This window comes from Synechococcus sp. HK05 (genome assembly GCF_019104765.1).
In the GTDB taxonomy this organism is placed as follows: Bacteria; Cyanobacteriota; Cyanobacteriia; order PCC-6307; family Cyanobiaceae; genus Vulcanococcus.
Window position 1 is genome coordinate 1 of the sequence record NZ_JAHRXJ010000001.1, and the last position, 24,474, is coordinate 24,474.

18 protein-coding genes and 1 tRNA gene are annotated in these 24,474 nt (G+C 65.7%); 9 read left to right on the forward strand and 10 right to left on the reverse strand.

The features are described 5' to 3' along the window. Nucleotides 1–186: 186 nt before the first annotated feature. The 3 genes from KUL97_RS00005 to KUL97_RS00015 all read right to left on the reverse strand — a co-directional run bounded on the left by KUL97_RS00005 (nt 187) and on the right by KUL97_RS00015 (nt 2,051). Complete coding sequence (locus tag KUL97_RS00005; RefSeq protein WP_254896019.1) at nt 187–636, reverse strand: nucleoside deaminase; 450 nt, start codon at nt 634–636, stop codon at nt 187–189. A gap of 16 nt (nt 637–652) precedes the next feature. Continuing rightward, the gene (locus tag KUL97_RS00010) at nt 653–1,717 is read right to left on the reverse strand and encodes an alkene reductase (protein WP_217794582.1); all 1,065 of its coding nucleotides are present in this window, start codon (nt 1,715–1,717) and stop codon (nt 653–655) included. Nucleotides 1,718–1,979: 262 nt separating this feature from the next. Beyond that, a tRNA-Thr gene (locus tag KUL97_RS00015) sits at nt 1,980–2,051 on the reverse strand. Between the two features lie 49 nt (nt 2,052–2,100). Here KUL97_RS00015 and KUL97_RS00020 point away from each other — a divergent pair. Continuing rightward, nucleotides 2,101–2,370 (forward strand): DUF3493 domain-containing protein, encoded by a 270-nt coding sequence (locus KUL97_RS00020; protein ID WP_217794584.1) that lies wholly within the window; start codon nt 2,101–2,103, stop codon nt 2,368–2,370. Here KUL97_RS00020 and KUL97_RS00025 read toward each other — a convergent pair. The 6 genes from KUL97_RS00025 to KUL97_RS00050 all read right to left on the reverse strand — a co-directional run bounded on the left by KUL97_RS00025 (nt 2,284) and on the right by KUL97_RS00050 (nt 9,323). After that, nucleotides 2,284–3,195 carry a low-complexity tail membrane protein gene (locus KUL97_RS00025; protein WP_217794586.1) on the reverse strand — a complete coding sequence of 304 codons (912 nt, stop codon included), beginning with the start codon at nt 3,193–3,195 and terminating at the stop codon, nt 2,284–2,286. The two genes, KUL97_RS00020 and KUL97_RS00025, sit on opposite strands and share 87 nt — an antisense overlap. Before the next feature lie 19 nt (nt 3,196–3,214). After that, nucleotides 3,215–6,568, reverse strand: coding sequence for a translation initiation factor IF-2 (gene infB / locus KUL97_RS00030; RefSeq protein WP_217794588.1), 3,354 nt, complete (start codon nt 6,566–6,568; stop codon nt 3,215–3,217). 64 nt (nt 6,569–6,632) lie between these two features. Beyond that, nucleotides 6,633–6,911, reverse strand: a complete 279-nt coding sequence (locus KUL97_RS00035; RefSeq protein ID WP_217794590.1) for a YlxR family protein — start codon at nt 6,909–6,911, stop codon at nt 6,633–6,635. Next, nucleotides 6,908–8,341 (reverse strand): transcription termination factor NusA, encoded by a 1,434-nt coding sequence (gene nusA / locus KUL97_RS00040; RefSeq protein WP_217794592.1) that lies wholly within the window; start codon nt 8,339–8,341, stop codon nt 6,908–6,910. The genes KUL97_RS00035 and nusA overlap by 4 nt, the downstream gene beginning before the upstream one ends. A gap of 53 nt (nt 8,342–8,394) precedes the next feature. After that, on the reverse strand, nt 8,395–8,868 hold the full coding sequence (rimP, locus tag KUL97_RS00045) for a ribosome maturation factor RimP (RefSeq protein ID WP_217794594.1): 474 nt from the start codon (nt 8,866–8,868) through the stop codon (nt 8,395–8,397). Between the two features lie 173 nt (nt 8,869–9,041). Further along, complete coding sequence (locus tag KUL97_RS00050; protein ID WP_217794596.1) at nt 9,042–9,323, reverse strand: hypothetical protein; 282 nt, start codon at nt 9,321–9,323, stop codon at nt 9,042–9,044. A 33-nt stretch (nt 9,324–9,356) separates the two neighbouring features. Here KUL97_RS00050 and KUL97_RS00055 point away from each other — a divergent pair, with 33 nt between their 5' ends. Genes KUL97_RS00055 through rpiA form a run of 3 tightly spaced genes read left to right on the forward strand, consistent with a single transcriptional unit; the run spans nt 9,357 to nt 12,017 of the window. After that, nucleotides 9,357–10,151, forward strand: coding sequence for a metallophosphoesterase (locus KUL97_RS00055; RefSeq protein ID WP_217794598.1), 795 nt, complete (start codon nt 9,357–9,359; stop codon nt 10,149–10,151). A 26-nt stretch (nt 10,152–10,177) separates the two neighbouring features. Next, complete coding sequence (locus tag KUL97_RS00060) at nt 10,178–11,272, forward strand: trypsin-like peptidase domain-containing protein (protein ID WP_217794599.1); 1,095 nt, start codon at nt 10,178–10,180, stop codon at nt 11,270–11,272. 31 nt (nt 11,273–11,303) lie between these two features. Continuing rightward, nucleotides 11,304–12,017 carry a ribose-5-phosphate isomerase RpiA gene (rpiA, locus tag KUL97_RS00065; protein WP_217794601.1) on the forward strand — a complete coding sequence of 238 codons (714 nt, stop codon included), beginning with the start codon at nt 11,304–11,306 and terminating at the stop codon, nt 12,015–12,017. Between the two features lie 17 nt (nt 12,018–12,034). Here rpiA and hisD read toward each other — a convergent pair whose 3' ends face one another. Continuing rightward, a complete protein-coding gene (gene hisD / locus KUL97_RS00070) occupies nt 12,035–13,405 on the reverse strand; it encodes a histidinol dehydrogenase (RefSeq protein ID WP_217794603.1) in 1,371 nt (456 codons plus the stop codon). Between the two features lie 100 nt (nt 13,406–13,505). Here hisD and rpsT point away from each other — a divergent pair, with 100 nt between their 5' ends. The 5 genes from rpsT (at nt 13,506) to KUL97_RS00095 (ending at nt 24,450) form a co-directional block, all read left to right on the forward strand. Continuing rightward, nucleotides 13,506–13,808 (forward strand): 30S ribosomal protein S20, encoded by a 303-nt coding sequence (gene rpsT / locus KUL97_RS00075; RefSeq protein WP_217794605.1) that lies wholly within the window; start codon nt 13,506–13,508, stop codon nt 13,806–13,808. 54 nt (nt 13,809–13,862) lie between these two features. Next, entirely contained in the window at nt 13,863–14,684 is an 822-nt protein-coding gene (locus tag KUL97_RS00080; protein ID WP_217794607.1) for a TatD family hydrolase, read from the forward strand. 337 nt (nt 14,685–15,021) lie between these two features. Continuing rightward, nucleotides 15,022–18,312 (forward strand): DNA-directed RNA polymerase subunit beta, encoded by a 3,291-nt coding sequence (gene rpoB, locus KUL97_RS00085; RefSeq protein ID WP_217794609.1) that lies wholly within the window; start codon nt 15,022–15,024, stop codon nt 18,310–18,312. An 80-nt stretch (nt 18,313–18,392) separates the two neighbouring features. Next, nucleotides 18,393–20,297 carry a DNA-directed RNA polymerase subunit gamma gene (locus tag KUL97_RS00090; protein ID WP_217794611.1) on the forward strand — a complete coding sequence of 635 codons (1,905 nt, stop codon included), beginning with the start codon at nt 18,393–18,395 and terminating at the stop codon, nt 20,295–20,297. Nucleotides 20,298–20,343: 46 nt separating this feature from the next. Continuing rightward, nucleotides 20,344–24,450, forward strand: a complete 4,107-nt coding sequence (locus KUL97_RS00095; protein WP_217794613.1) for a DNA-directed RNA polymerase subunit beta' — start codon at nt 20,344–20,346, stop codon at nt 24,448–24,450. Nucleotides 24,451–24,474 lie beyond the last annotated feature (24 nt).

The following is a 24,474-nucleotide window of genomic DNA, read 5'->3' on the forward strand; positions in this document are numbered from 1 at the left end:
AACTTCCCCCTCGACCTGGCAGCAGCCGAAGCCACCCCCGTGGCTCTGACTGCCCCCGCCATCGGCTGAGGTTGACTCTCAACATGGTTCAACCTCGGTTGGATCGGAAGGCCCCTGCGCAAGCGGGGGCTTTTTGTTGTGCGCCACTGGGTGCGGCTGGCAGGTGCGAGTGCCACCGCTGCGCCATCACTGCCCGATGTCTTCTGCCCAGAGTTCAGGTTTGGTTTGCAGCATCCTCTGCATCAGCTTTTCGCAGGCGGGGTCGTTCAGGCAGTGCACCTCGATACCGGCTTCGCGCAGCCACCGTTCGGCGCCTTGAAAGCTCTTGCGCTCACCGATCACCACCCGGCGAAAGCCCAGTAGCACGGCGGTGCCGGCGCACATCGGGCAGGGCGAGAGTGTGGTCACGAGAGTGAGGTCGCGCCAGTCGCGGCGGCGGCCTGCATTGCGAATGCATTGGGTTTCCCCATGGCTTGTGGGGTCGCCGTTCTGCACCCGTTGGTTGTGCCCACGGGCCACGATCGTGCCGTCTTCCTGGGCGAGCACGGCGCCGATGGGAATGCCACCCTCCTGCCAGCTTTGCTCCGCCTCCTGGCGGGCGGCATCCAGCAAGACCTGCATGGTGGCCTGATCCATCGTTCAACCCTGGGGTTTACCCATTCAGGCGTGGGTAGTCGATGTAGCCGGCGGGCCCGGCGCTGTAAAACGTTGCGGGATCCGCCGTAGTCAGTGGAGCGTTCGACGCAAACCGTTCCGGCAGATCCGGGTTGGCGATGAACGGTCTGCCGAAAGCCACCGCATCCACCGCGCCGGAGTGAATGGCAGCGTTGGCCTCCTCGGCTCCATAGCCCATGTTGGCCACCAGCACGCCCTGGTATCGCTCTCTGGTGGGGGTGAGTACATCACCCAGCTGCTCACCCAATAAATCAGCCCGCATGAGGTGGAGGTAGGCGAGAGGAACCGCATTGAGCTGCTCCGCTAACCAGCTGATCAGCCCGATCGGATCGGAATCGTGCATCGCGTTGTAGCCGTTGAGCGGTGAAAGGCGAAGACCCATCAGGGACGTTTCTTGCGCCACCGCCTCAAGCACGTCCATCAACAGCCGGGCGCGGTTGTCGCGGGAGCCGCCGTAGGGGCCTTGGCGTTGGTTGCTGCCATCCCGCAGAAAGGAATCGAGCAGATAGCCGTTGGCGCCGTGGATTTCAACGCCATCAAAGCCAGCGCGCATGGCATGGTGCGCGGCCAGGCGGAATCCCTCCACGATCGCCGGCAGTTCCTGATCGGCGAGTTCCCGCGGTGTGACGTAAGGCTTCTTGCCCTCAGGCGTATGCACTTCGTCGCCGGAGATGGCCAGGGGGCTTGCCCCTACGGGCTGCCGTCCTCCATTCAGCAAGGGATGGCAGGCACGCCCGCCATGCCAGATCTGCAGCACGATACGACCACCGGCTTGGTGCACAGCGTCTGTGGTGAGCCGCCAGCCCTCGATCTGGGCTTGGTTGTAGATGCCCGGCTCGTGCCAGAAGGCTGAGTTGCCCTCCATCACCATCGTGGCCTCCGCCACGATCAGGCCAGCACTGGCCCGCTGGCTGTAGTACTGAGCCATCAGCTCACCGGGCACGTGCTCGGCTTCAGCGCGGCAACGTGTGAGCGGTGCCATCCAGATGCGGTTGGGGAGCTCAAGCTCGCCCAGGCGCAGGGGTGTGAACAGATCTGCCATGGCCTGATTCTGGCGGCGTGCACCGAAGGTGCTCGCAACTGGTTTCAATGCATCTCTTGAACGGCAAGATCACACTTCAGAGCAATCCGCACTAGCAGGAGAGGGTGAGTTATCTGGGCTCTCATTCATCTTGCTTTCTTGTTAGGTCACGCCACGCTTGTTCGATGCGGCTAGACGAAGCAAAGAGCTTTTGATTCCTTCCTAAAAGGCGATAATCCCCTCGCGCGCAGTGGCTTCTCGCTTCGATTTGACTCTTTGAAAAAGCCGGTGACTGGATTTGAACCTGCGACCTACTGATTACGAATCAGTTGCTCTACCACTGAGCTACACCGGCAGCCGCATCAAATTAGCATTCAGGCTGTTGCGCCCAGTGGGCTCGCGCCATGGCATCACAGTCCCGTGAGCCCCTTGATCCGGCCCTGCGTGCTCGCTTGTTGCAGGAGGCCAAAACGCCTTGGCGTGGGCTGCGTCGGGGCCTCTGGCTGGCGTTCACCGCATCAGCCGCCGTTGGTTTGGCCACGATGGCGATGCGTGCATCCGTCGGCGATGCCGTGGCGCTCAGTGATCTAGGAATCCAGGTTGGGGCCCTGGTGCTCTTCGGTGGCTTGCTCTGGCGTGACCGCAACCCCAGCGTCGACGACAGCAGCGTCTGAGGCTGCAGCAGGGTCGTCCGGCGGCTCCGGAGCTGTTTCAACGGATTCTTCTGTTGGCTCCGAGTGCTCGGCTGGCTCTGGTTGTGAAGCTTCGATGGGCTCGGCTTCGGGATGGGCCTCGGGTTCGGATTCGGGTTCCGCTGCCGGGACGGGCTCGCTTGGGTCGGCTGCGTCCTGATCAACAGCCACTGAGGGTTCCGGCTGCGGTGGTTCCGCAGGAGATTCGCTGGCGGCGTCCATGGCCAGAGGGGGCAACAACAGCAGCGGTAGCCCTGCATTGAGGCGTGTGTCTGCGGCGACGGCCTGGGTGAGGGGCAGGGTTTGCTCCACGAGGCTTGCAGGCCTGGTGAGCATCCACACCGCCTGAATCAGTTGCTGCCACTGCCAGAGCATCAGGGCCAACAGCGGCACGCTCACCAGCAGCACCACCAGTCGCGGACTGGCGGACAGGGGTGACCAGGCCCAGGCCAGGCCTGCGCTGGCGTCCGCCCACCACAGCAGGGGCAACAACAGCACAGCCCCTGCGGCTGATAGGAGTTTGAGCGGCAGAACTCCCTGAAGAGCGCTCAAGCGCAGTTGTTCGGGCCGCCGGCCTCGCAGAGGAACCTGCAGCAGCAGCAGCGACCACAGGTCGGGCGGAAATCGCCAGAACAAAACAGCCGGTGCCAGGGCTCCCAGGGCCCAGGCCAGTACGCGCTCAAAGCCGGGAAAGGGGCCGGGATCTGCGCCGGCAAGCACCAACAGCAGCAGCAGCGCCTCGAGCGGCAAGGCCGCGAGCCCCAGGAGCTGGAGCCACAGCAGGGGTTCGCGTCTTGCCGGATTCACGGGGTGCTGCAGCGCGGGATCAGGTGCTCAGTGTGCGGCGTTGTGTGACCAGTTTGTAGGCCTCAACGCGATCGCCTTCCTGCCAGTTGGCGAAGCGATCGCAGCCGATGCCGCACTCGAAGCCGGTGGCCACTTCCTTCTGGTCGTCTTTGCCGCGGCGCAGAGAGTCGAGGTCGCCCTCGTACACCTTTTCCTTGCCGCGCCAGACGCGCACCTTGCAGTTGCGCTGCAGCTTGCCGTTGGTGACGTAGCAGCCGGCCACCGCGCTCTTGCCGATGGTGAACACCGCGCGCACTTCGGCTTCGCCGAGGCCCTCTTCCACCAGCTCGGGCTCCAGCAGACCTTCCATGGCCATCTGGATGTCCTCGAGCAGCTTGTAGATCACGTCGTAATCGCGCACATCCACGCCGGTGGCATCGGCGGCGCGCTTGGCGCCTGGTGCCATCGAGGTGTTGAAGCCCACGATCACGGCGCCGGAAGCGGCAGCCAGATCCACGTCGGTCTCGGTGACTTCGCCCGGCGCCGAGAGCAGCACCCGCACCTGCACCTCTTCCTGGGGCAGCTGTTCGAGGGAGCCGAGGATGGCTTCCACGGAGCCCTGCACGTCGGCCTTGAGGATTAGGTTGAGCTCCTTGAGCTCGCCTTCGCTGGCCTGGCCCGACATCGACGCCAGCGACACACGGCGGGAGGCCATCTGCTGCGCCAGACGGGTGGCGCGGGCTTCGGTGGCACGATCACCCACCACGGCACGGGCGGATTTCTCGTCGGGATAGACCTCAAACTCGTCGCCCGCGGTGGGCACTTCGCTGAAGCCCAGGGCCTCCACCGCATAGGAGGGACCAGCTTCCTTCACGCGCTTGCCGTTGTCGTCGACCATGGCGCGCACCTTGCCCAGGATCGGACCTGCAGCCAGCACGTCGCCGGTGCGCAGGGTGCCGTTCTGGATCAGCAGGGTGGCCACAGGGCCCTTGGCCTTGTCGAGGTGCGCCTCGATCACGGTGCCCTTCGCCATGCGGTCGGGGTTGGCCTGCAGGTCTTCCACTTCGGTGACCAGCAGGATCATCTCGAGCAGCTTGTCGATGTTCTCGCCCTTGATGGCGCTCACGGGCACCATCACGGTGTTGCCGCCCCAGTCCTCCGCCACGAGCTCGTGGGAGGACAGCTCTTGCTTCACCCGATCCGGAGAGGCGCCTTCCTTGTCGATCTTGTTGATCGCCACCACGATCGGCACCTTGGCGGCGCGGGCGTGGCTGATGGCCTCCAGGGTCTGGGGGCGCACGCCGTCATCGGCGGCCACCACCAGCACGGCCACGTCGGTCACCTTGGTGCCACGAGCACGCATGGCGGTGAACGCCTCGTGGCCAGGGGTGTCGAGGAAGGTGATCTTGCGCTGTTCCCCGGCGTGGGGCACTTCCACCTGGTACGCACCGATGTGCTGGGTGATGCCCCCGGCCTCGCCGGCGGTCACGCGGGTTTTGCGGATCGAGTCGAGCAGGCTCGTTTTGCCGTGGTCCACGTGGCCCATCACGGTGACCACGGGCGGGCGGCGGATCAGGTGAGCCAGATCGCTCTCCTCGATCATCTCCACCGTCTTGGCGGCGGCGGCCTCCACGTCGTCCTCGAGCACGGGCACACCGAACTCCTCAGACACGTTCTCGATCGCGGAGAGATCGAGGGTCTGGGTGACGGTGGCGATGATGCCCTTGAAGAACAGGCTCTTGATGATCTCGGAACTGTCGACGCCCAGGCGATCGGCCAGCTCCTGCACCGTGAGGTTGCCCTCCGGCACGATCAGCATTTCGGGCCGCTGCAGCTTGGCCTCACGGGCGGCGCGCAACTCCATGGCGCGGCGGCGCTGGCGCTGACGGGTGGTTTCCTTCTTGCGCTTGCGGGCGACGGCTGTGGGCTTGCGTTGAGCAGTTGCGGCAGCCCTCGGCTTGGCGGGGCGTGCCAGAGAGGCCTGCAGCACCACGGCTTCCTGTTCGCCGGCGTAACCGCCGGTTTCGGCCGTCAGGGCGTCGTCGTTTTCGCCAATGATGTGCACCTTCTGGCGCTGCTTTTGCGGCGAGCGGCTGCGCAGGGCTTCGAGCTTCGCGCTGTCGTCCCAATCGGGGCGGCGAGGGCGGCCTCCGGCGGGCGGTTGCGGTGCCCGGAAGTTGGGCCGACGCGGTGCGCTCGGCGGCGTGGCCACGGGACGCGCGGCTTGATCACCATCGGCTCCGGCTGCTCCGGCCGGTGCACCGGGGCGCCGCGGTGGTGCTGCAGCCGGGCGAGCGCCCGGCTTCTGCAGTTGCATCAGCTCGCCCGGTGCCACGGGCTTGCGCATGCCAGGCATGCCAGGCCGTGTGGGCGGTGCAGGGCGATTGCTACCTCCGGCAGGGCCCCCCACATCGCGGCGGATCGGTTTGCCGACCAGCTCCACCTGGGGGCGCGCCGGGGGGGTGCCGGGCTTGGCGCCGCGTACAGGCGCCGGGGCACCTGGACGGGTCGGCATGCCGGGGCGCTGGCTCAGCGATGGACGACCGGAGGGAGGGGCTGGGCGGCTACCGCCCTGACCGCTCTGGGGACGGCCCACCAATTGGGGCTTGTTACCGCCGCCGGCGCCAGGCCGGGTGGGGGCAGGGGCGCCGGGGCGTGTGGGCGCTGCAGCCGGTCGCTGCGGCGGCGCCACCGGGCGCGATGGTGCGGCAGCGCTGGGGGGTGCGGGCTTGCGAACCGGTGGTGCACCTGCAGGCGCCTTCGACACGATCGCTGGAGCGGGCCGGCCGGGGGCTGGAGCGCCAGGACGTGCCGGAGCAGCGGTGGGCTTGGCAGCGGCCGGGCGTGCCGGTGGTGCAGCGGGAGCCGCCGGGCGTGCCGGAGGGGCCACCGGCTTAGCGGCTTGGGGTGCAGGAGCCGCGGGGCGCGGCGTGGGCGCGGCGGGCTTGGCGGCTGACGGGGCCGGCTTGGCAGGCGCTGGAGCGGGCTTAGCAGCAGCCGGAGCGGGCGCGGCAGGACGTGCTGGAGCGGCCACTGGCGGCTTGGCGGCGGCCGGAGCGGAAGGCGCCGCCGGTTTGGCCGGTGCGGCGGGAGTGCTTGCCGCTGGTTTGGTTGGGGCCTGAGGAGCAGCCGGTGCCGGTGCGGACGGTGCTTTCTTCACCGAAAGGATGGCTTTCTGGGGCGGCGCAGCTGGTGCCGGCGCTGCAGCGGCTTTGGTGCCGTTGCCGCCGGTTTTGATCAGCGTGCGGATGCGAGCTGCCTCGTCGTCGCTGATGGAGCTGCTGTGGCTCTTCGCGGCGATCGAGAGCTTCTCGGCGGCATCGAGCACGTCCTTGTTCTCAAGGCCCAAGTCCTTGGACAGCTCGTAAATCCTGACTTTGCCGCTGCTGGTCATTCAGTGCTCCAAAGGGTCGGTGCCACGGGTGCCACCGGGCCTCCACACACGGTGAGGCCAACATTCATCTTGCCTCAGAGCCTGCAGAAGAGGTGGCGTGCAGGCGCTGCTCCAGTGCCGCGTAGATGGAATCTGCAACCTGACAACGCAGGCCTTTCTGCAGCTTCTTGCGGCGTCTGGCTTCCTCCAGACAGTCGCGCGTTGGGCAGAGGTAGGCCGATCGGCCCATGCCCTGATCCAGCGCGAGTCCTCCGTCCGCCAGGCGGATGACCCTCCAGAGCTGCCGACGATCCAGCAGCTCTCGGCAGGTCACACAGCGCCTGAGGACGCTGCGTTCACTCACCGGGCTCCTTCCTCATCGTCGCCGGCCACCTCATCGCTCGCGGGCTGTTGCTCGGGAACGTCTTCACTGGCCTGCTCAACGGCGGGCTCTTCGGTGGTGGCCTCGTCGTAGCTGGCTTCGGCGCCGTAGTCCTCTTCGTCCTCCGGCAGGGGATAGAGCTCCCGCAGGCGGGCGTCCTCCTCGGCACGCAGGGCCTGCTCGGCCTCCAGGCGTGCCTCAGCTTCTGCCTGGAGCGCTTCTTCTTCCTGGCGCTGGGCGATCAGCTCCGACACCTTCTCGTCTTCCGCGGCCTGGTCGTATTCGGTGCTGTTCTTGATGTCGATCTTCCAGCCGGTGAGGCGGGCGGCCAGGCGCACGTTCTGACCTTCGCGGCCGATGGCCAGGCTGAGCTGATCGGGCGGCACCAGCACGTGGGCGTGCTGGCCCTCGGGATCGACCAGGCGTACGGCTTCCACACGGGCCGGGCTCAGGGAGTTGGCGATGTATTGGCCAGGGTCCTGCGACCAGCGAATCACGTCGATCTTTTCGCCGCGCAGCTCGTTCACCACCTGCTGAATGCGGGAGCCTCGGGCGCCGATGCAGGCACCCACCGGATCCACTTCGCGCTCCACCGAGTCCACGGCCACCTTGGTGCGCGGACCCACCGAGCGGCTGGGGGGATTGGCCTCGCGGGCCACAGCCACGATCCGCACCGATCCTTCCTGGATCTCGGGCACCTCGTTTTCGAACAGATACACCACCAATCCAGCGTTGGCGCGGCTCACGAACAGCTGCGGTCCGCGGCGGGGGATCTCGCTCACCTCCTTGAGGAATACCTTGAAGGTGGCGTTCGCCCGGTAGTTGTCGTTGGGGAGCTGGTCGCGGCGGGGCAGCTCGGCCTCCACCTCGGGGCGGCCTAGGCCGCTGCTCACGGCCATGATCACGCTCTGGCGCTCGAAGCGGATCACCCGGGCGGTGAGCACGGGATCTTCGAGATCCGCGAACTCTTCCTGGATCATGCGGCGCTGTTGATCGCGCAGCTTCTGGGCCAGCACCTGCTTGGTGGTGGCGGCGGCCATCCGGCCGAAATCTTCTTTTTCCGGGGTGACATCGAGCACCACGGTGTCGCCCACCTGGGCGTCCTCGGCCACCTGCATCACCTCGGCCAGGGCGATCTGGTGGTCTTCGCTCTCCACCTCTTCCACGATGATCTTGGAGGCCAGCACGCGGTAGCCCTCCTCATCGAGGTCGAGCGCTACATCGAAGTTGGAGAAGTAGTCCTCCTCGAAGGGGTCTTCGCTGATGCCCAGATACAGGGTGCGGCGGTAGCGCTCGTAGCCCTTGAGCAGCGCTTCACGCAGGGCCGACTCCACCACCTGGGCAGGCAGCTTCTTCTCTTCGCTGATGTCCTCGATCAGGTTCGACAGACCGGGGAGGAGAACCAGTGCCATAGGAGGTGGGAGAAACGGGTGGTCTTGGGGGACGGGGGAGAGCGGCGGCGGCTTCAGCCCTCAGTCGGGGTGGTGAGCCGAACGGTGATCACATCGACGCGGGGCAGGCGAACGGTGCGGCCGCGCACATTGATCTGCACGCTGTCGTCGGTTCGCTCCAGCAGGAGGCCTTCCCGTTCGGCCTCGGCGCCGGTTTTGGCATCGCGGTAGCGAACGCACACCGGAAATCCGCGGAAGCTGCGGAAGTCCCGGTCATCATTCAGCGTTTCGGCGATGCCGGGGCTGCTGATCTCCAGAACATAGGCGTCCTCGATCAGGGCGGCCGCCTCGAGGGCTTCGCCCAGAACGCCGCTGAAGCTGGCGCAGTTGTCGAGGCTCACGTCACCCCCATCGGCCAAACGCAGCTGCACAAGCAGCGTCATCGGGATGCGATGGGTGAGGAGCTGCACGCCGCACACCTGAAATCCGGCGTCGGCGGCCACCTGGCTGGCCAGGCGCTCGAGATCGGGGATGAGGGGATGCGGCAAGCCGGATCGCTGGTCGGGGGACGGGCAACCCGTCCGGCACCTGCAGTGATCTGCAACCTGGCTGTTGCTGGACCTCGAAACGATGGCCGTTTCGAATCCGCGCAAGCAGCAGGGGTGCCCGCCGGGCACACATGAACCCTAGAGGATCAGGGTGAGGCCTCCTCGACGGAGTTTCAGCCGCCGAGCGGGCCGCCCGGGGCATTGAGATCCACGGCGGGCGGCTCCATGTAGGCATCGCCGGGCTTCTGTTCGCCCCGGAGGGTTGGGTCTTGGTTGAGGCACTGCGCCTTCTGCTCATCGGTGCGCAGGTACTGGCACACGCGGGCCCACAGCTTTGAGCGCGTGGAGGGGCCGCCCTGGCTGAAGTGCACCAGGTCACCGCCGCCGGCCATGCCCTGGATCTCCACCTGGCAGAGCGAGCAGCGTTGACGGGTGCCCGGGGGGATTGCAGCCATGCCAGCCATGCGCGGAACCGGCAACTTAGGCCTATGGCCGAGGAGCAGGTGGTGTTGCGGGTGCTTCAGCTGAGTGATCCCCATCTGTTGGCGGATCCCCGTGGCCGCTGCCGCGGCCGGGTGGCCCTGGATGCGCTGCAGCACGGCTGGCAACAGGCGCTCCTCCAGCTGGGCCAACCCCCGGATCTGCTGTTGATCAGTGGCGATCTCTGCCAGGACGAGAGCCTCGGTGGCTACGTGCGCCTGCGGGAGTTGCTGGAGGCATGGGCGGTGCCGGCGGCCCTGTTGCCTGGCAACCACGATCACCCCGGCCTGTTGCGGGCTGCCCTCGGGCGCCAGGCTTGGATCGCGCCAGCGCTTCTGCCGCTGGGCGGCTGGCACCTGCTGCTGTTGAGCAGCCATCGGCCCGGCTCAGTGGCCGGCTGGCTCGACGCCCCCCAGCGCGCCTGGGTGCAACGCCAGCTCCTGGTCAGTTCTGCTCCCCTGTTGGTGGCGCTGCACCATCCGCCGGTGCCGATCGGTAGCCCTGAGCTCGATCGGATTGCCTTGCAGGAGCCCGAGCCGCTGTTGCAGCACCTACGCACCAGCGTTCAGGTGCGCGGGGTGGTCTTCGGTCATGTGCATCAGCATTGGCATGGTCAGACCCCGCGAGTGGGTGGGCTCCCCCTGCAGCTCTGGGCCTGCCCCTCCACCCTGGCGGCCTTCAGTGCCGTGCAGCCCTGCCCGCTCGGCCAGCCCGATTGGCCCGGGGGCCGCTTGCTGGAGCTGGGCTCCGATGGGGCCCTCACCACCCGGCTGCTGCGTTGGCCGCCCGTCGGGTCTGCCTAGCCTGAGCTGCAATCGTCTGGGCTGACGTGCGCCGCCTCCTTGCTCTACCGCTGTTGCTGCTGGTGAGCCTGTGGCTGGCGGCACCGGCCTGGGCCGATCGCTCCGGAGCCGGCCACAGTTTTGTGGCCAGTGCGGTGAAGCGGGTGGCGCCGGCGGTGGTGCGCATCGACACCGAGCGCAGCGTGCCTCGCATCGGCCTGGATCCAGCCTTTAACGACCCGCTGCTGCGGGAGTTGTTCGGCGATCAGATGCCTCACACCCGCGAGCGTGGGCAGGGGTCGGGCATCGTGATTGATGCCAAGGGCCTGGTGCTCACCAACGCCCATGTGGTGGATGGGGCTGATCGGGTGGAGGTGAGCCTTCCCGACGGGCGTGAGCTGGAGGGCCGTGTGCTCGGGGCCGATGCCATCACGGATCTGGCTGTGGTGAGTATCCCGGTGGGATCCGGCGTGAAAGCGGCTCCCCTCGGCGATTCCGAAGCCTTGGAGGTGGGGGATTGGGCCATTGCCCTGGGCACGCCCTACGGCCTGGAGCGCACGGTGACCCTGGGCATCGTGAGCAGCCTGCACCGCAACATCACCAGCCTTGGCTTTTCGGATAAGCGTCTGGAGCTGATCCAGACCGACGCTGCCATCAACCCCGGCAACTCCGGCGGCCCCTTGATTAACGCCGATGGTGAGGTGGTGGGTATCAACACCCTGGTGCGCTCCGGTCCCGGCGCCGGGTTGGGCTTTGCCATTCCGATCAACCTGGCCAAAGGTGTGGCTGCCCAGCTGGGCAACGGTGGCTCGGTGGTGCATCCCTACCTGGGTCTGCAGCTGGTGCCCCTCAATGCCCGCCTCGCCCGGGACAACAACAGCGATCCCAATGCCCTGGTGCAGTTGCCCGAACGCGATGGTGCCCTGGTGCAGCGGGTGATTCCGGAGAGCCCCGCCGAGAAAGCCGGCCTGCGCCGCGGCGATCTGGTGGTGGCCGCGGCCGACCACTCCGTTCCTGATCCCGCCACCCTGCTGCGGTTGGTGGAAGGGGCCACGGTGGGTGAGGTGTTGCCGCTCACGGTGCTGCGCGGTGAGCAGGAGTTGCAGCTTTCGATTCGTCCGGAGGCGCTCCCCAGCGCCTGAGCTACGGTCACGCCTCAGAGAAAACGGCGTGATGGCGGATCTTCAAGACCAGATGAAACAGGCCGTGGCAGCAGCGGCCACCGAACAGATTCGCAGCGGCATGGTGGTGGGCCTGGGCTCTGGTTCCACGGCGGCCCTGATGATTCAGGCCCTGGGCGCCAAGCTCAAGAGCGGTGAACTCACCGACATCGTGGGGGTAACCACCTCCTTCCAGGGCGAAGTGCTGGCGGCTGAGCTGGGCATCCCCCTGCAGAGCCTCAATGCCGTGGATCGCATCGACCTGGCGATCGATGGGGCCGATGAGGTGGATCCCTCCTTCCAGCTCATCAAGGGTGGCGGTGCCTGCCACGTGCAGGAAAAGCTGGTGGCGGTGCGCGCTGAGCGTTTTGTGGTGGTGGTGGATTCCACCAAGCTGGTCGACACCCTCAACCTGGGCTTTCTGCTGCCGGTGGAGGTGTTGCCCGGCGCCTGGCGTCAGGTGCAGGCCCAGCTCAAGGCCATGGGCGGCGATGCCCAGCTGCGCATGGCGGTGAAGAAGGCCGGCCCGGTGGTGACCGATCAGGGCAACCTGGTGCTCGATGTGAAATTCGCCGGTGGCATCACCGATCCGGTGGGCCTCGAGAAGGCGATCAATAACCTCCCTGGTGTGCTCGAGAACGGCCTGTTCGTGAACATCACCGACCAGGTTCTGGTGGGTGAGATCAACGATGGTGTGGCCGGCGTGCGCGATCTGGTGAAGCGCTGAGCTGAGCCGGCCAGGGCTTAACCCAGCCGCAGCCGCACCGATTCGCCGTGACTGTGCAGCCCCTCGCTGTCGGCGAGGGTGGCCACGGCGGCGCCTGTGGCCTCCAAGGCCTGGCGGTTGAACTGGATCAGGCTGGTGTGGCGCAGGAACGTTTCCACGCAGAGGGCGCCGGCGAAGCGGGCGGTGCCTGAGGTGGGCAGGGTGTGGTTCGGGCCGGCCAGGTAGTCGCCCACCGCCTCTGGTGTCCAAGCCCCCATGAAGATGGCGCCGGCGTGCTGAATCTGTTCGGCCAGGGGCTCGGGGCGCTCTACCTGCAGCTCCAAGTGCTCCGGTGCGAAACGATCGCTGAGGCGTGCCGCCTGATCGAGGCTGTCGCACACCACGATCAGGCCCCAGTCGTTGAGGGCCTGGCGGGTGATCGCGGCGCGGGGGTGCCCCGCCAACTGCGCTTCGATCGCGGCGGGTACAGCGGCGGCCAGCTCAGCGCTGGTGGTGAGCAGAATCGCGGCGGCCAGGGGATCGTGCTCGGCCTGCGCCAACAGATCGGCGGCCACGTGGTCGGCGTTGGCGCTGTGGTCGGCAATCACCAGCACTTCGCTGGGGCCTGCCAGCGAATCGATGGCGACGCGGCCGTACACCGCTTTTTTGGCCAGGGTGACGTAGAGGTTGCCTGGGCCGGTGATCACATCCACCCTGGGAATGGATTCGGTTCCGTAGGCGAGGGCGGCTACCGCCTGGGCGCCGCCCACGCGGTAGATCTCTTCAATGCCCGCCAGATGGGCGGCCGCCAGCACGGTTTGGTTCACGCGGCCATCCGGCCCAGGCGGGGTGACCATCACCAGGCGCTGCACACCGGCCACGCGTGCGGGCACGGCATTCATCAGCACGGTGCTCGGATAGCTGGCGCGGCCACCGGGCACGTAGAGCCCCGCCCGTTCCACGGGCCTCCAGCGGCGCCCCAGGCGCTCGCCGTGCACCCCGGTGACCTCCAGATCCGCCGGCTTTTGGCGTTGGTGGAAATCCACGATCCGGCGGTGGGCCAGCTGCAGCGCTTCCTGCAGGTCGGTGGGCGTGGCGGCCCAGGCGGCTGCCAGCTCGTCGGCCGGCACGCGCAGCGGATCCGGACGCACGCCATCAAAGCGTTCGGTGAGCTCCATCAGGGCGGCGTCGCCCTGGGTGCGCACCTGCTCCAAGATGGCGTCGACGCGTTCTGCGGCCTCGCGGCTTTGGCCGCCACCCGTGCGCTCCGCGATGGCTTCCAGGCGGTCGCCGGCGGCCTGGGCGTCATGCAGCAGCTCGATCTGCAGCGGTGCAATGTCGCCAGGGGTGGTTGCGGCGGCGGCGCTGACCGAGGAGCTGGCAGAGGCGCTTGGAGCGGTGGCGCTCATGGCGTCGGGCGTTCTTGGATCAAGCTAGTGGCCCAGGTGGCCAGAGCCGGTCGGGCTTGGGAGTAGAGTCTTCGTTTGCCGTGCCAGTGCAGTACAGCCTGTGGCCAATAACAAGTCGTCGAAGAAGCGCGTTCTGATCGCTGAGCGCAATCGCCTGCACAACCGCACCTACAAGTCTGCGGTGCGCACCCTGATGAAGCGCTGCTTCTCCGCCTGTGATGCCTACAGCAAGGAGCCCGGCGATGCGGCTAAGCAGGCCGTGCAAACCACGATGAGCGCTGCGTTCAGCAAGATCGATAAGGCCGTGAAAGTGGGCGTGCTGCACCGCAACAACGGCGCCCATCAGAAGTCTCGCCTCAGCGCTGCGGTGAAGAAGGCGGTTGAGCCCGCGGCTCAGGCCTGAAGAACGCCCTGGTGACTTGTCTAGGGTTCGGGTTCGCCTGATTCCCCTTGTCCCATGGCTGCGGCTGTCGCCCTTGAGAGCCTTGAAGCTCCCCTGATCGATAGCCACTGCCACATCGTCTTCCGAAATTTCGATGACGACCTGGAGGAGGTGGCCCAGCGCTGGCGTGATGCCGGCGTGGGTCGCCTCCTTCACGCTTGTGTGGAACCCTCCGAGATTCCGGCGATTCGCGCTCTGGCCGATCGCTTCCCGGAGCTTCGCTACGCGGTGGGTGTGCACCCCCTCGACCCTGAACATTGGGAGGTTGACACGCCGGCTGTCTTGAAGGCGGCTGCACTCGATGACCCCCGGGTGGTGGCGATCGGTGAGCTGGGTTTGGATCTGTTTCGCGACAAGAACCTGGAGCACCAGCTGGCGATGCTTCGGCCCCAGCTGGATCTGGCGGTGGAGCTGGATCTGCCCGTGATCATTCACTGCCGCGATGCGGCTGAGCCGATGCTCGCGGAGTTGCGGGAGCGCGCCGGCCGTGGTGCCTGCCCCCGGGGCGTGATGCATTGCTGGAGTGGCACACCCCACGAGATGAAAGGCTTCCTGGAGCTGGGGCTCTTCATCAGCTTCAGCGGCAACGTCACCTTCCCGAAAGCCACCGACACGCACGCCTGCGCCCAGCAAGTGCCAGCGGATCGCTACCTGGTAGAGACCGATTGCCCATTTCTGGCCCCGGTGCCCCGGCGCGGCAAGCGCAATGAGCCGGCCTTCGTGGCGGCCGTGGCCCAGCGGGTGGCCGACCTGCGCGGTGAATCGCTGCAGGCGGTGGCGCGCCAGAGCACCAGCAATGCCTGTGCTCTGTTTGGGGCCGGACTTCACAATGTATGATGTTTCATTGGCCTGGCAGCGGGTTGTGGTTTTATCCGAGCCCTCTGCAGCCCGAAAGCGCTCACCAGAGTTCTGGTGGGCCTGCCCATCTCCGTGGTGCTGTCGTCTTTCCGGTGCGAGTTGTCGTTACCTCCTGGGTTGAAGCGAGCTGAATAGGTCTGCCGGCGGGCCAGCCCCTCCTTCGCGGAGCGGCTGGCCCTGTCGTCTGCTGCGCCATTCATGGGTCGTCCGCTGCGCCAATGCGCTGGAGCGTCCCTTCCCTCGCTTCATCCCCTGAGGTCCTGCTTGCCCCACCAGGCCCGTCGTTCCGTCCAACCCGTTCCTGCAGGTTCCCCGCATGAGCAGCGCGATCCAGGTCGCCAAGACCGCCACTTACCTCCCCGATCTGGTGGAGGTACAGCGCGCGAGCTTCAAATGGTTTCTGGAGAAGGGCCTGATCGAGGAGCTGGAGAGCTTCTCTCCGATCACCGATTACACCGGCAAGCTGGAGCTGCACTTCATCGGTAGCGAGTACCGCCTGAAGCGCCCCCGCCACGATGTGGAAGAGGCCAAGCGTCGTGATGCGACCTTCGCCTCGCAGATGTATGTGACTTGCCGCCTGGTCAACAAGGAGACCGGCGAGATCAAGGAGCAGGAAGTGTTCATCGGGGAACTGCCCCTGATGACCGAGCGCGGCACGTTCATCATCAACGGCGCCGAGCGCGTGATCGTGAACCAGATCGTGCGTTCACCCGGCGTCTATTTCAAAGACGAGCAGGACAAGAACGGCCGCAAGACCTTCAACGCCAGCCTGATCCCCAACCGTGGTGCCTGGCTGAAGTTCGAAACCGACAAAAACGACCTGCTGCACGTTCGCGTCGACAAGACCCGCAAGATCAATGCCCACGTGTTGATGCGGGCGATCGGTCTGTCGGATAACGACGTGCTCGACAAGCTCCGCCACCCGGAGTACTACCAGAAGTCGATCGAGGCCGCTAACGACGAAGGCATCGCGTCTGAAGATCAGGCGCTGCTCGAGCTCTACAAAAAGCTGCGTCCGGGTGAACCGCCCTCGGTGAGCGGTGGCCAGACCCTGCTGCACAGCCGTTTCTTCGATCCCAAGCGCTACGACCTGGGCCGCGTGGGTCGCTACAAGATCAACAAGAAGCTGCGTCTCACCATCCCCGACGCCACCCGCACCCTCACGCCTGAGGACGTGCTGAGCACGATCGATTACCTGATCAACCTCGAGCTCGATGTGGGCGGCGCCACGCTGGACGACATCGATCACCTCGGCAACCGCCGCGTTCGCTCCGTGGGCGAACTGCTGCAAAACCAGGTGCGTGTGGGCCTGAACCGCCTTGAGCGGATCATCAAGGAACGCATGACCGTGGGTGAGACCGAGAGCCTCACGCCGGCCCAGCTGGTGAACCCCAAGCCCCTGGTGGCGGCGATCAAGGAGTTCTTCGGCTCCAGCCAGCTGAGCCAGTTCATGGATCAGACCAATCCTCTGGCGGAGCTCACCCACAAGCGCCGCATCAGCGCCCTGGGCCCAGGTGGTCTCACCCGTGAGCGCGCAGGCTTCGCCGTGCGCGACATCCACCCCTCCCACTACGGCCGGATCTGCCCGATCGAAACGCCGGAAGGTCCCAACGCTGGTCTGATCGGTTCGCTGGCGACCCACGCCCGCGTCAACGAGTACGGCTTCATCGAGACCCCCTTCTGGAAGGTGGAGAACGGCATCGTTCTCAAGCAGGGCGATCCCCTTTACCTCTCGGCTGACCTCGAGGACGAGTGCCGCGTCGCCCCCGGTGACGTGGCCACCGATGCCGATGGCCGCATCAAGGCCGATCTGGTGCCTGTGCGCTACCGCCAGGACTTCGAGACCGTGCCGCCCGAGCAGGTGGATTACGTGCAGCTCTCACCGGTGCAGGTGATCTCCGTGGCCACCTCGCTGATCCCCTTCCTCGAGCACGACGACGCCAACCGAGCCCTGATGGGTTCGAACATGCAGCGCCAGGCTGTGCCGCTGCTGCGCCCTGAGCGTCCGCTGGTGGGCACCGGCCTGGAAACCCAGGTCGCCCGCGACTCGGGCATGGTGCCGATCACCACCGTGAACGGCACGGTGGCCTATGTGGATGCCACCGCCATCGTGATCCGCGATGAAGAGGGCAACGACCACACTCATTACCTGCAGAAGTACCAGCGCTCCAACCAGGACACCTGCCTGAATCACCGCCCGATCGTGAAGCTCGGCGACCCGGTGATCGCCGGTCAGGTGCTGGCCAACGGCTCGGCCTGTGAAGGCGGCGAGATCGCCCTCGGCCAGAACGTGCTGATCGCCTACATGCCCTGGGAGGGCTACAACTACGAGGACGCGATCCTGGTGTCCGAGCGCCTGGTGCGCGACGACCTCTACACCTCGGTGCACATCGAGAAGTACGAGATCGAAGCCCGTCAGACCAAGCTCGGCCCTGAGGAGATCACCCGCGAGATCCCGAACGTTGCCGAGGAGAGCCTGGGCAACCTCGATGAGATGGGCATCATCCGCGTGGGTGCCTACGTGGAGAGCGGCGACATCCTGGTGGGCAAGGTGACCCCCAAGGGTGAATCCGATCAGCCCCCCGAAGAGAAGCTGCTGCGCGCGATCTTCGGTGAGAAGGCCCGCGATGTGCGCGACAACTCCCTGCGGGTGCCCAGCACCGAGCGCGGCCGTGTCGTGGACGTGCGCATCTACACCCGTGAACAGGGTGATGAGCTGCCGCCCGGCGCAAACATGGTGGTGCGGGTCTATGTGGCGCAGCGCCGCAAGATCCAGGTGGGCGACAAGATGGCCGGCCGCCACGGCAACAAAGGCATCATCAGCCGCATTCTTCCTCTGGAAGACATGCCCTACCTGCCCGACGGCAGCCCGATCGACATCGTGCTCAACCCCCTGGGTGTGCCGAGCCGGATGAACGTGGGTCAGGTGTTCGAGTGCCTGATGGGCTGGGCTGCCTCCCACCTGGATTGCCGGGTGAAGGTGGTGCCGTTCGATGAGATGCACGGCCCCGAAACCTCGAAGAACACCGTGCAGGCGTATCTGGAGGCGGCCAAGTCGCAGCCCGGCAAAGACTGGGTCTACGACCCCGAGAACCCCGGCAAGATCCAGCTGATCGACGGCCGCACCGGCGAACCCTTCGACCAGCCGGTGACCGTGGGCTACGCCCATATCCTCAAGCTGGTGCACCTAGTGGATGACAAGATCCACGCCCGCTCCACCGGTCCTTACTCACTGGTGACCCAGCAGCCCCTCGGCGGTAAAGCCCAGCAGGGCGGCCAGCGTCTGGGTGAGATGGAGGTGTGGGCGCTCGAGGCCTACGGCGCCGCCTACACCCTGCAGGAACTGCTCACCGTCAAGTCCGACGACATGCAGGGCCGCAACGAAGCGCTCAACGCGATCGTGAAGGGCAAGCCCATCCCCCGTCCCGGCACCCCCGAGTCGTTCAAGGTGCTGATGCGCGAGCTGCAGTCGCTGGGTCTCGACATCGCGGTGTACACCGATGCCGGCGAGGAAGTGGACCTGATGCAGGACATCAACCCCCGCCGCAGCACCCCCAACCGGCCCACCTACGAATCCCTCGGCGTCGCGGATTACGACGACGACTGATTGCTGATCGATCCGGACCACCCGCTCGGGTGACCGTCTGATCCCTTCCGTTCCCTCCGACCTCCGCGCGCTACCCGGCCATGACCAACAGCAATCTCCGCACCGAGAACCACTTCGACTACGTCAAGATCACCCTCGCTTCTCCGGAGCGGGTGATGCAGTGGGGGCAGCGCACGCTGCCCAATGGTCAGGTGGTGGGCGAGGTGACCAAGCCCGAAACCATCAACTACCGCACGCTCAAGCCGGAAATGGACGGCTTGTTCTGCGAAAAGATCTTTGGACCCTCCAAAGACTGGGAGTGCCACTGCGGGAAGTACAAGCGGGTGCGGCACCGCGGCATCGTCTGCGAGCGCTGCGGTGTGGAGGTGACCGAGAGCCGGGTGCGCCGGCACCGCATGGGCTTCATCAAGCTGGCGGCCCCCGTGTCGCACGTGTGGTACCTGAAGGGCATCCCCAGCTATGTGGCGATCCTGCTCGACATGCCCCTGCGGGATGTGGAGCAGATTGTTTACTTCAACTGCTATGTGGTGCTCGATGCGGGCGACCACAAGGACCTCACCTACAAGCAGCTGCTCACCGAAGATGAGTGGCTGGAGATTGAAGACGAGATCTACGCCGAAGATTCGGAGATCGAGAACGAGCCCACCGTCGGCATCGGCGCTGAGGCGCTGAAGCAACTGCTGGAAGACCTTGATCTGCCCGTGGTGGCTGAACAGCTGCGCGAGGAGATTGCCGGCTCCAAGGGCCAGAAGCGCGCCAAGTTGATCAAGCGCCTGCGCGTGATCGACAACTTCATCGCCACCGGCGCCCGTCCTGAGTGGATGGTGCTGGATGTGATTCCGGTGATTCCGCCCGACCTGCGCCCGATGGTGCAGCTCGATGGCGGCCGCTTCGCCACCTCCGACCTCAACGACCTCTACCGCCGTGTGATCAACCGGAACAACCGGTTGGCGCGTCTGCAGGAGATCCTCGCCCCTGAAATCATCGTCCGCAACGAAAAGCGGATGCTGCAGGAGGCCGTCGATGCTCTGATCGACAACGGCCGCCGCGGCCGCACGGTGGTGGGTGCCAACAACCGCCCGCTCAAGTCACTGAGCGACATCATCGAGGGCAAGCAGGGTCGCTTCCGTCAGAACCTGCTCGGTAAGCGCGTCGACTACTCCGGTCGTTCCGTGATCGTGGTGGGTCCGAAGCTGAAGATGCATCAGTGCGGTCTGCCCAAGGAGATGGCGATCGAGCTGTTCCAGCCGTTCGTGATTCACCGCCTGATTCGCCAGAACATCGTTAACAACATCAAGGCCGCCAAGAAGCTGATTCAGCGCGCCGACGATGAGGTGATGCAGGTGCTGCAGGAGGTGATCGAAGGTCACCCGATCCTGCTCAACCGAGCTCCCACCCTGCACCGCCTCGGCATTCAGGCCTTCGAGCCCAAGCTCGTGGATGGTCGCGCCATCCAGCTGCACCCGCTGGTGTGCCCCGCCTTCAACGCCGACTTTGACGGTGACCAGATGGCCGTGCACGTGCCCCTGGCCATCGAGGCGCAGACCGAAGCGCGCATGTTGATGCTCGCCAGCAACAACATCCTCTCGCCCGCCACCGGCGATCCGATCATCACCCCGTCGCAGGACATGGTGCTCGGCGCCTACTACCTCACTGCTGAGCAGCCCGGCGCCGCCAAGCCTGAGTTCGGCGATCGCAGCCGCACGTTTGCCGGCCTGCGCGATGTCTTGGTCGCCTTCGAGGAGAAGCACCTCACCATGCACGACTGGGTGTGGGTGCGCTTCAACGGCGAGGTGGACAGCGAAGACGAAGCCAAGGAGCCGATCAAGGAAGAAACCCTGAGCGATGGCACCCGCATCGAGCAGTGGAACTACCGCCGCGATCGTATGGATGAAGACGGCGCTCTGATCAGCCGTTATGTGCTCACCACCGTCGGCCGCGTGGTGATGAACAGCACGATCATCGATGCGGTGGCCGCCGCCTGAGATCCCGGACGTTTTCCCCCTTCCTTATTCCTCTACGCGCGCAGCCATGACCGCCACCCCCTCCAAGAAGACCAAGAAGTCCAGCAAGAAGGCCGCAGCGGAAGCTCCGGCACCCGTGCTCGGTGCCTCTGCGCCGCTGAGCAAGGCCGCCCCGGTGTTCCGCAACCGCACCATCGACAAGAAGCAGCTGCGGAACCTGATGGCGTGGGCCTACAAGAACCACGGCACCGCCTCCACCGCCTCCCTGGCGGACGAACTGAAGGATCTCGGCTTCCACTACGCCACCCAGGCCGCTGTGTCGATCTCCGTCGACGACCTGCGCATCCCCGGTGAAAAGGCACGTCTGCTTGAAGAAGCCGAGCAGCAGATCACCGACACCGAAGAGCGCTATCGCCTCGGTGAAATCACCGAGGTGGAACGTCACACCAAGGTGATCGACACCTGGACCGAGACCAACGAGCGTCTGGTTGAAGAAGTCAAAAAGAACTTCAACGAGAACGATCCGCTCAACTCGGTGTGGATGATGGCCAACTCCGGCGCTCGGGGCAACATGTCCCAGGTGCGTCAGCTGGTGGGTATGCGCGGCCTGATGGCCAACCCCCAGGGCGAAATCATCGACCTTCCGATTCGCACCAACTTCCGTGAAGGTTTGACGGTCACCGAATACGTGATCTCCTCCTACGGCGCCCGCAAGGGTCTGGTGGATACCGCGCTTCGTACGGCCGACTCGGGTTACCTCACCCGCCGTCTGGTGGACGTCGCCCAAGACGTGATTGTGCGTGAGGACGACTGCGGCACCACCCGCGGTATTCCCATCAATGCCGACGATAAGGGCCGCTACGCCGCCAAGCTCGTGGGCCGTCTCGCGGCTGAGCCGGTGCTTGATGGCGACGGCAACGTGATCGTGGATCGCGATGGCGAGATCGACGCTCCCACCACCGCCCGCATCGAAGCGGCCGGCGTGAAGACCGTGGTGGTGCGCTCGCCCCTCACCTGCGAGGCCGCCCGTTCGGTGTGCCGCAAGTGCTACGGCTGGGCCCTGGCCCATAACGAACTGGTCGACCTCGGCGAGGCCGTTGGCATCGTGGCCGCCCAGTCGATCGGTGAACCGGGCACCCAGCTCACCATGCGGACGTTCCACACCGGTGGTGTGTCCACCGCTGAGACGGGCGTGGTGCGCTCCCTCGTGGCGGGCACGATCGAATTCGACAGCAAGGCCCGGGTGCGTCCCTACCGCACGCCCCACGGTGTGGAGGCCCAGATCGCTGAGACCGACTTCACCCTCACCGTGAAGCCCAGCGGCAGCGGCAAGGCCCAGAAGCTCGGCATCACCTCCGGCTCAATCCTGTTTGTGGAGGCCGGCGCGGAAACCCCCGCTGACGTGATGCTCGCCCAGATCTCTTCCGGCGCTGCCGTGAAGAAGAGCGTGGAGAAGGCCACCAAAGACGTGATCTGCGACCTGGCTGGCCAGGTGCGCTTCGAGGATGTGATTCAGCCCAAGGAGGTCACGGACCGCCAGGGCAACATCACTCTCAAGGCCCAGCGTCTGGGCCGGATGTGGGTGTACAGCGGCGATGTGTACAACCTGCCGCCCAATGCCCAGCCTGTGGTGAGCGGCAACAAGCCTGTCACCACCGGTGAAGTGCTGGCCGAGAGCCGTTTGGTGAGTGAGTACGGCGGTGCGGTGCGCCTGCGCGAGAGCGCTGGTGATTCCCGCGAAGTGCAGATCGTCACCACCAGTCTCACCCTCAAGGACTGCAAGCTCGTGGGTGAATCCACCCACTCCGGTGAGCTCTGGCACCTCGAGGGCAAGGACAGCATTCGCTACCGCCTCAACACCCACCCCGGCACCAAGATCTCCAACGGTGAGGTGATTGCTGAACTCGCCGACGATCGTTTCCGCACCCAGACGGGCGGCATCGTGAAGTTCGCGCCTGGCCTGGCGATCAAGAAGGCCCGCAGTGCCAAGAACGGCTACGAGGTGAGCAAGGGCGGCACCCTGCTCTGGATCCCGCAGGAAACCCACGAGATCAACAAAGACATCTCCCTGTTGATGATCGAGGACGGCCAGTGGATCGAGGCCGGCACTGAGGTGGTGAAGGACATCTTCAGCCAAACCGCCGGCATCGTGACGGTGACGCAGAAGAACGACATTTTGCGCGAGATCATCGTGCGCTCCGGCACCCTGCACCATGTGTCCGACGCCAAGGCGATTAGCCGCTACAGCGACGGCAAGATGGTCAATCCCGGTGAAGAGATCGCCAAGGGTCTCAAGGCCGAGGCCATGGTGTTCGTTGAAGCGGTGGATACTTCCGAGGGCGGTGCGCTGCTGCTGCGCCCCGTGGAGGAATACCGCATTCCCGATGAGGCCCACCTGCCCGAGCTCGGCAGTGTGACCCAGAAGAACGGCCCCAGCCTCGGCCTCAAGGCCACCCAGCGCCTCGCCTTTAAAGACGGCGAGCTGATCAAGAGCGTGGAGGGTGTTGAGCTGCTCAAGACCCAGCTGATCCTCGAAACCCACGACACCACCCCCCAGATGACGGTGGATGTGGAGTCGGTGCCCGACAAGCGTGCCAAGACGATTGACCGTCTGCAGCTGGTGATCCTCGAGAGCCTGCTGGTGCGCCGCGACACCCTTTCCGACGCGAGCCACGGTTCCACCCACACCGAGCTCTCCGTGAATGACGGCGACAGCGTGAAGGCGGGCGATGTGGTGGCCACCACCCAGATCCTGTGCAAGGAAGACGGCGTGCTGGCTCTGCCCGACACCGTTGACGGTGAGCCTGTTCGCCGCTTGATCGTGGAGCGCGCCAGCGACACCCGCAGCATCGACCTCGGCTCAGCCAAGCCTGAGGTGCAAGAGGGTCAGCGCTTGGTGGATGGGGATTTGCTGGCCAAGGGTGTGGAAGCCCCCTGCTGCGGCCAGGTGGAGTCGGTCTCCGGCAGCACCGTCACCATCCGTTTGGGCCGCCCTTACATGGTGTCGCCCGACTCCGTGCTTCACGTGCGCGACGGCGAACTGGTGCAGCGCGGTGACTCCCTGGCCCTGCTGGTGTTTGAGCGCCAGAAGACCGGCGACATCGTGCAGGGTCTGCCCCGTATTGAGGAACTCCTGGAAGCCCGTCGTCCGCGGGAATCGGCCGTGCTCTGCCGCAAGGCCGGCACCGTGGAGATCAAGCAGGGCGACGATGACGATTCCATCGCCGTCACCGTGATCGAGGGCGACGACGCCATCACCGAGTACCCGATCCTGCTCGGCCGCAACGTGATGGTGAGCGACAGCCAGCAGGTGAGCGCCGGTGAGCTGCTCACCGATGGTCCGATCAACCCCCACGAGCTGCTGGAGTGCTTCTTCGAAGACCTGCGCAGCCGCAAGCCCACCCTGGAAGCGGCCATGGAGGCCATCTCCAAGCTGCAGTTCCGCCTGGTGCAGGAAGTGCAGAACGTCTACAAGTCGCAGGGCGTCACCATCGATGACAAGCACATCGAAGTGATCGTGCGTCAGATGACCAGCAAGGTGCGCATCGAGGACGCAGGGGACACCACCCTGCTGCCCGGTGAGCTGATCGAGCTGCGTCAGGTGGAGCAGGTGAACAGCGCCATGGCGATCACCGGCGGTGCCCCCGCCGAGTTCACCCCGGTGCTGCTGGGCATCACCAAGGCCTCGCTCAACACCGACAGCTTCATCTCCGCGGCTTCCTTCCAGGAGACCACCCGCGTGCTCACCGAAGCGGCCATCGAAGGCAAGAGCGACTGGCTGCGCGGTCTCAAGGAGAACGTGATCATTGGTCGCCTGATCCCGGCGGGTACTGGCTTCAGCGGCTTCGAAGAGGAGCTGCGCGCCGAGGCTGGACCTCACCCCGACATCCTCGATGAGGATGCGATGAACTACCGCCGCATGCAGAACCTGCGCCCGGATTACACCGTGGAGATGCCGGCTGCCCCTGCACCCGGTAGCGCTGGTGCCCTGCTCGACGATCCTTCCGACGAGGATCTCGAAGCCACCCGCAGCCGCCACGGCATCGAGGCCTCAGCCAGCACCACCGCTGCCTTCACCCGCCCCACGGTGGAAGAAGGCCTTGAGGAGGAGCTGATCGCTGATCCTGAGGCGATGCAGGGTCTCCAGGACGAGGGTCTGCTCACCGACGAGTGATCCCTCGATCACCCCACTGCCCAT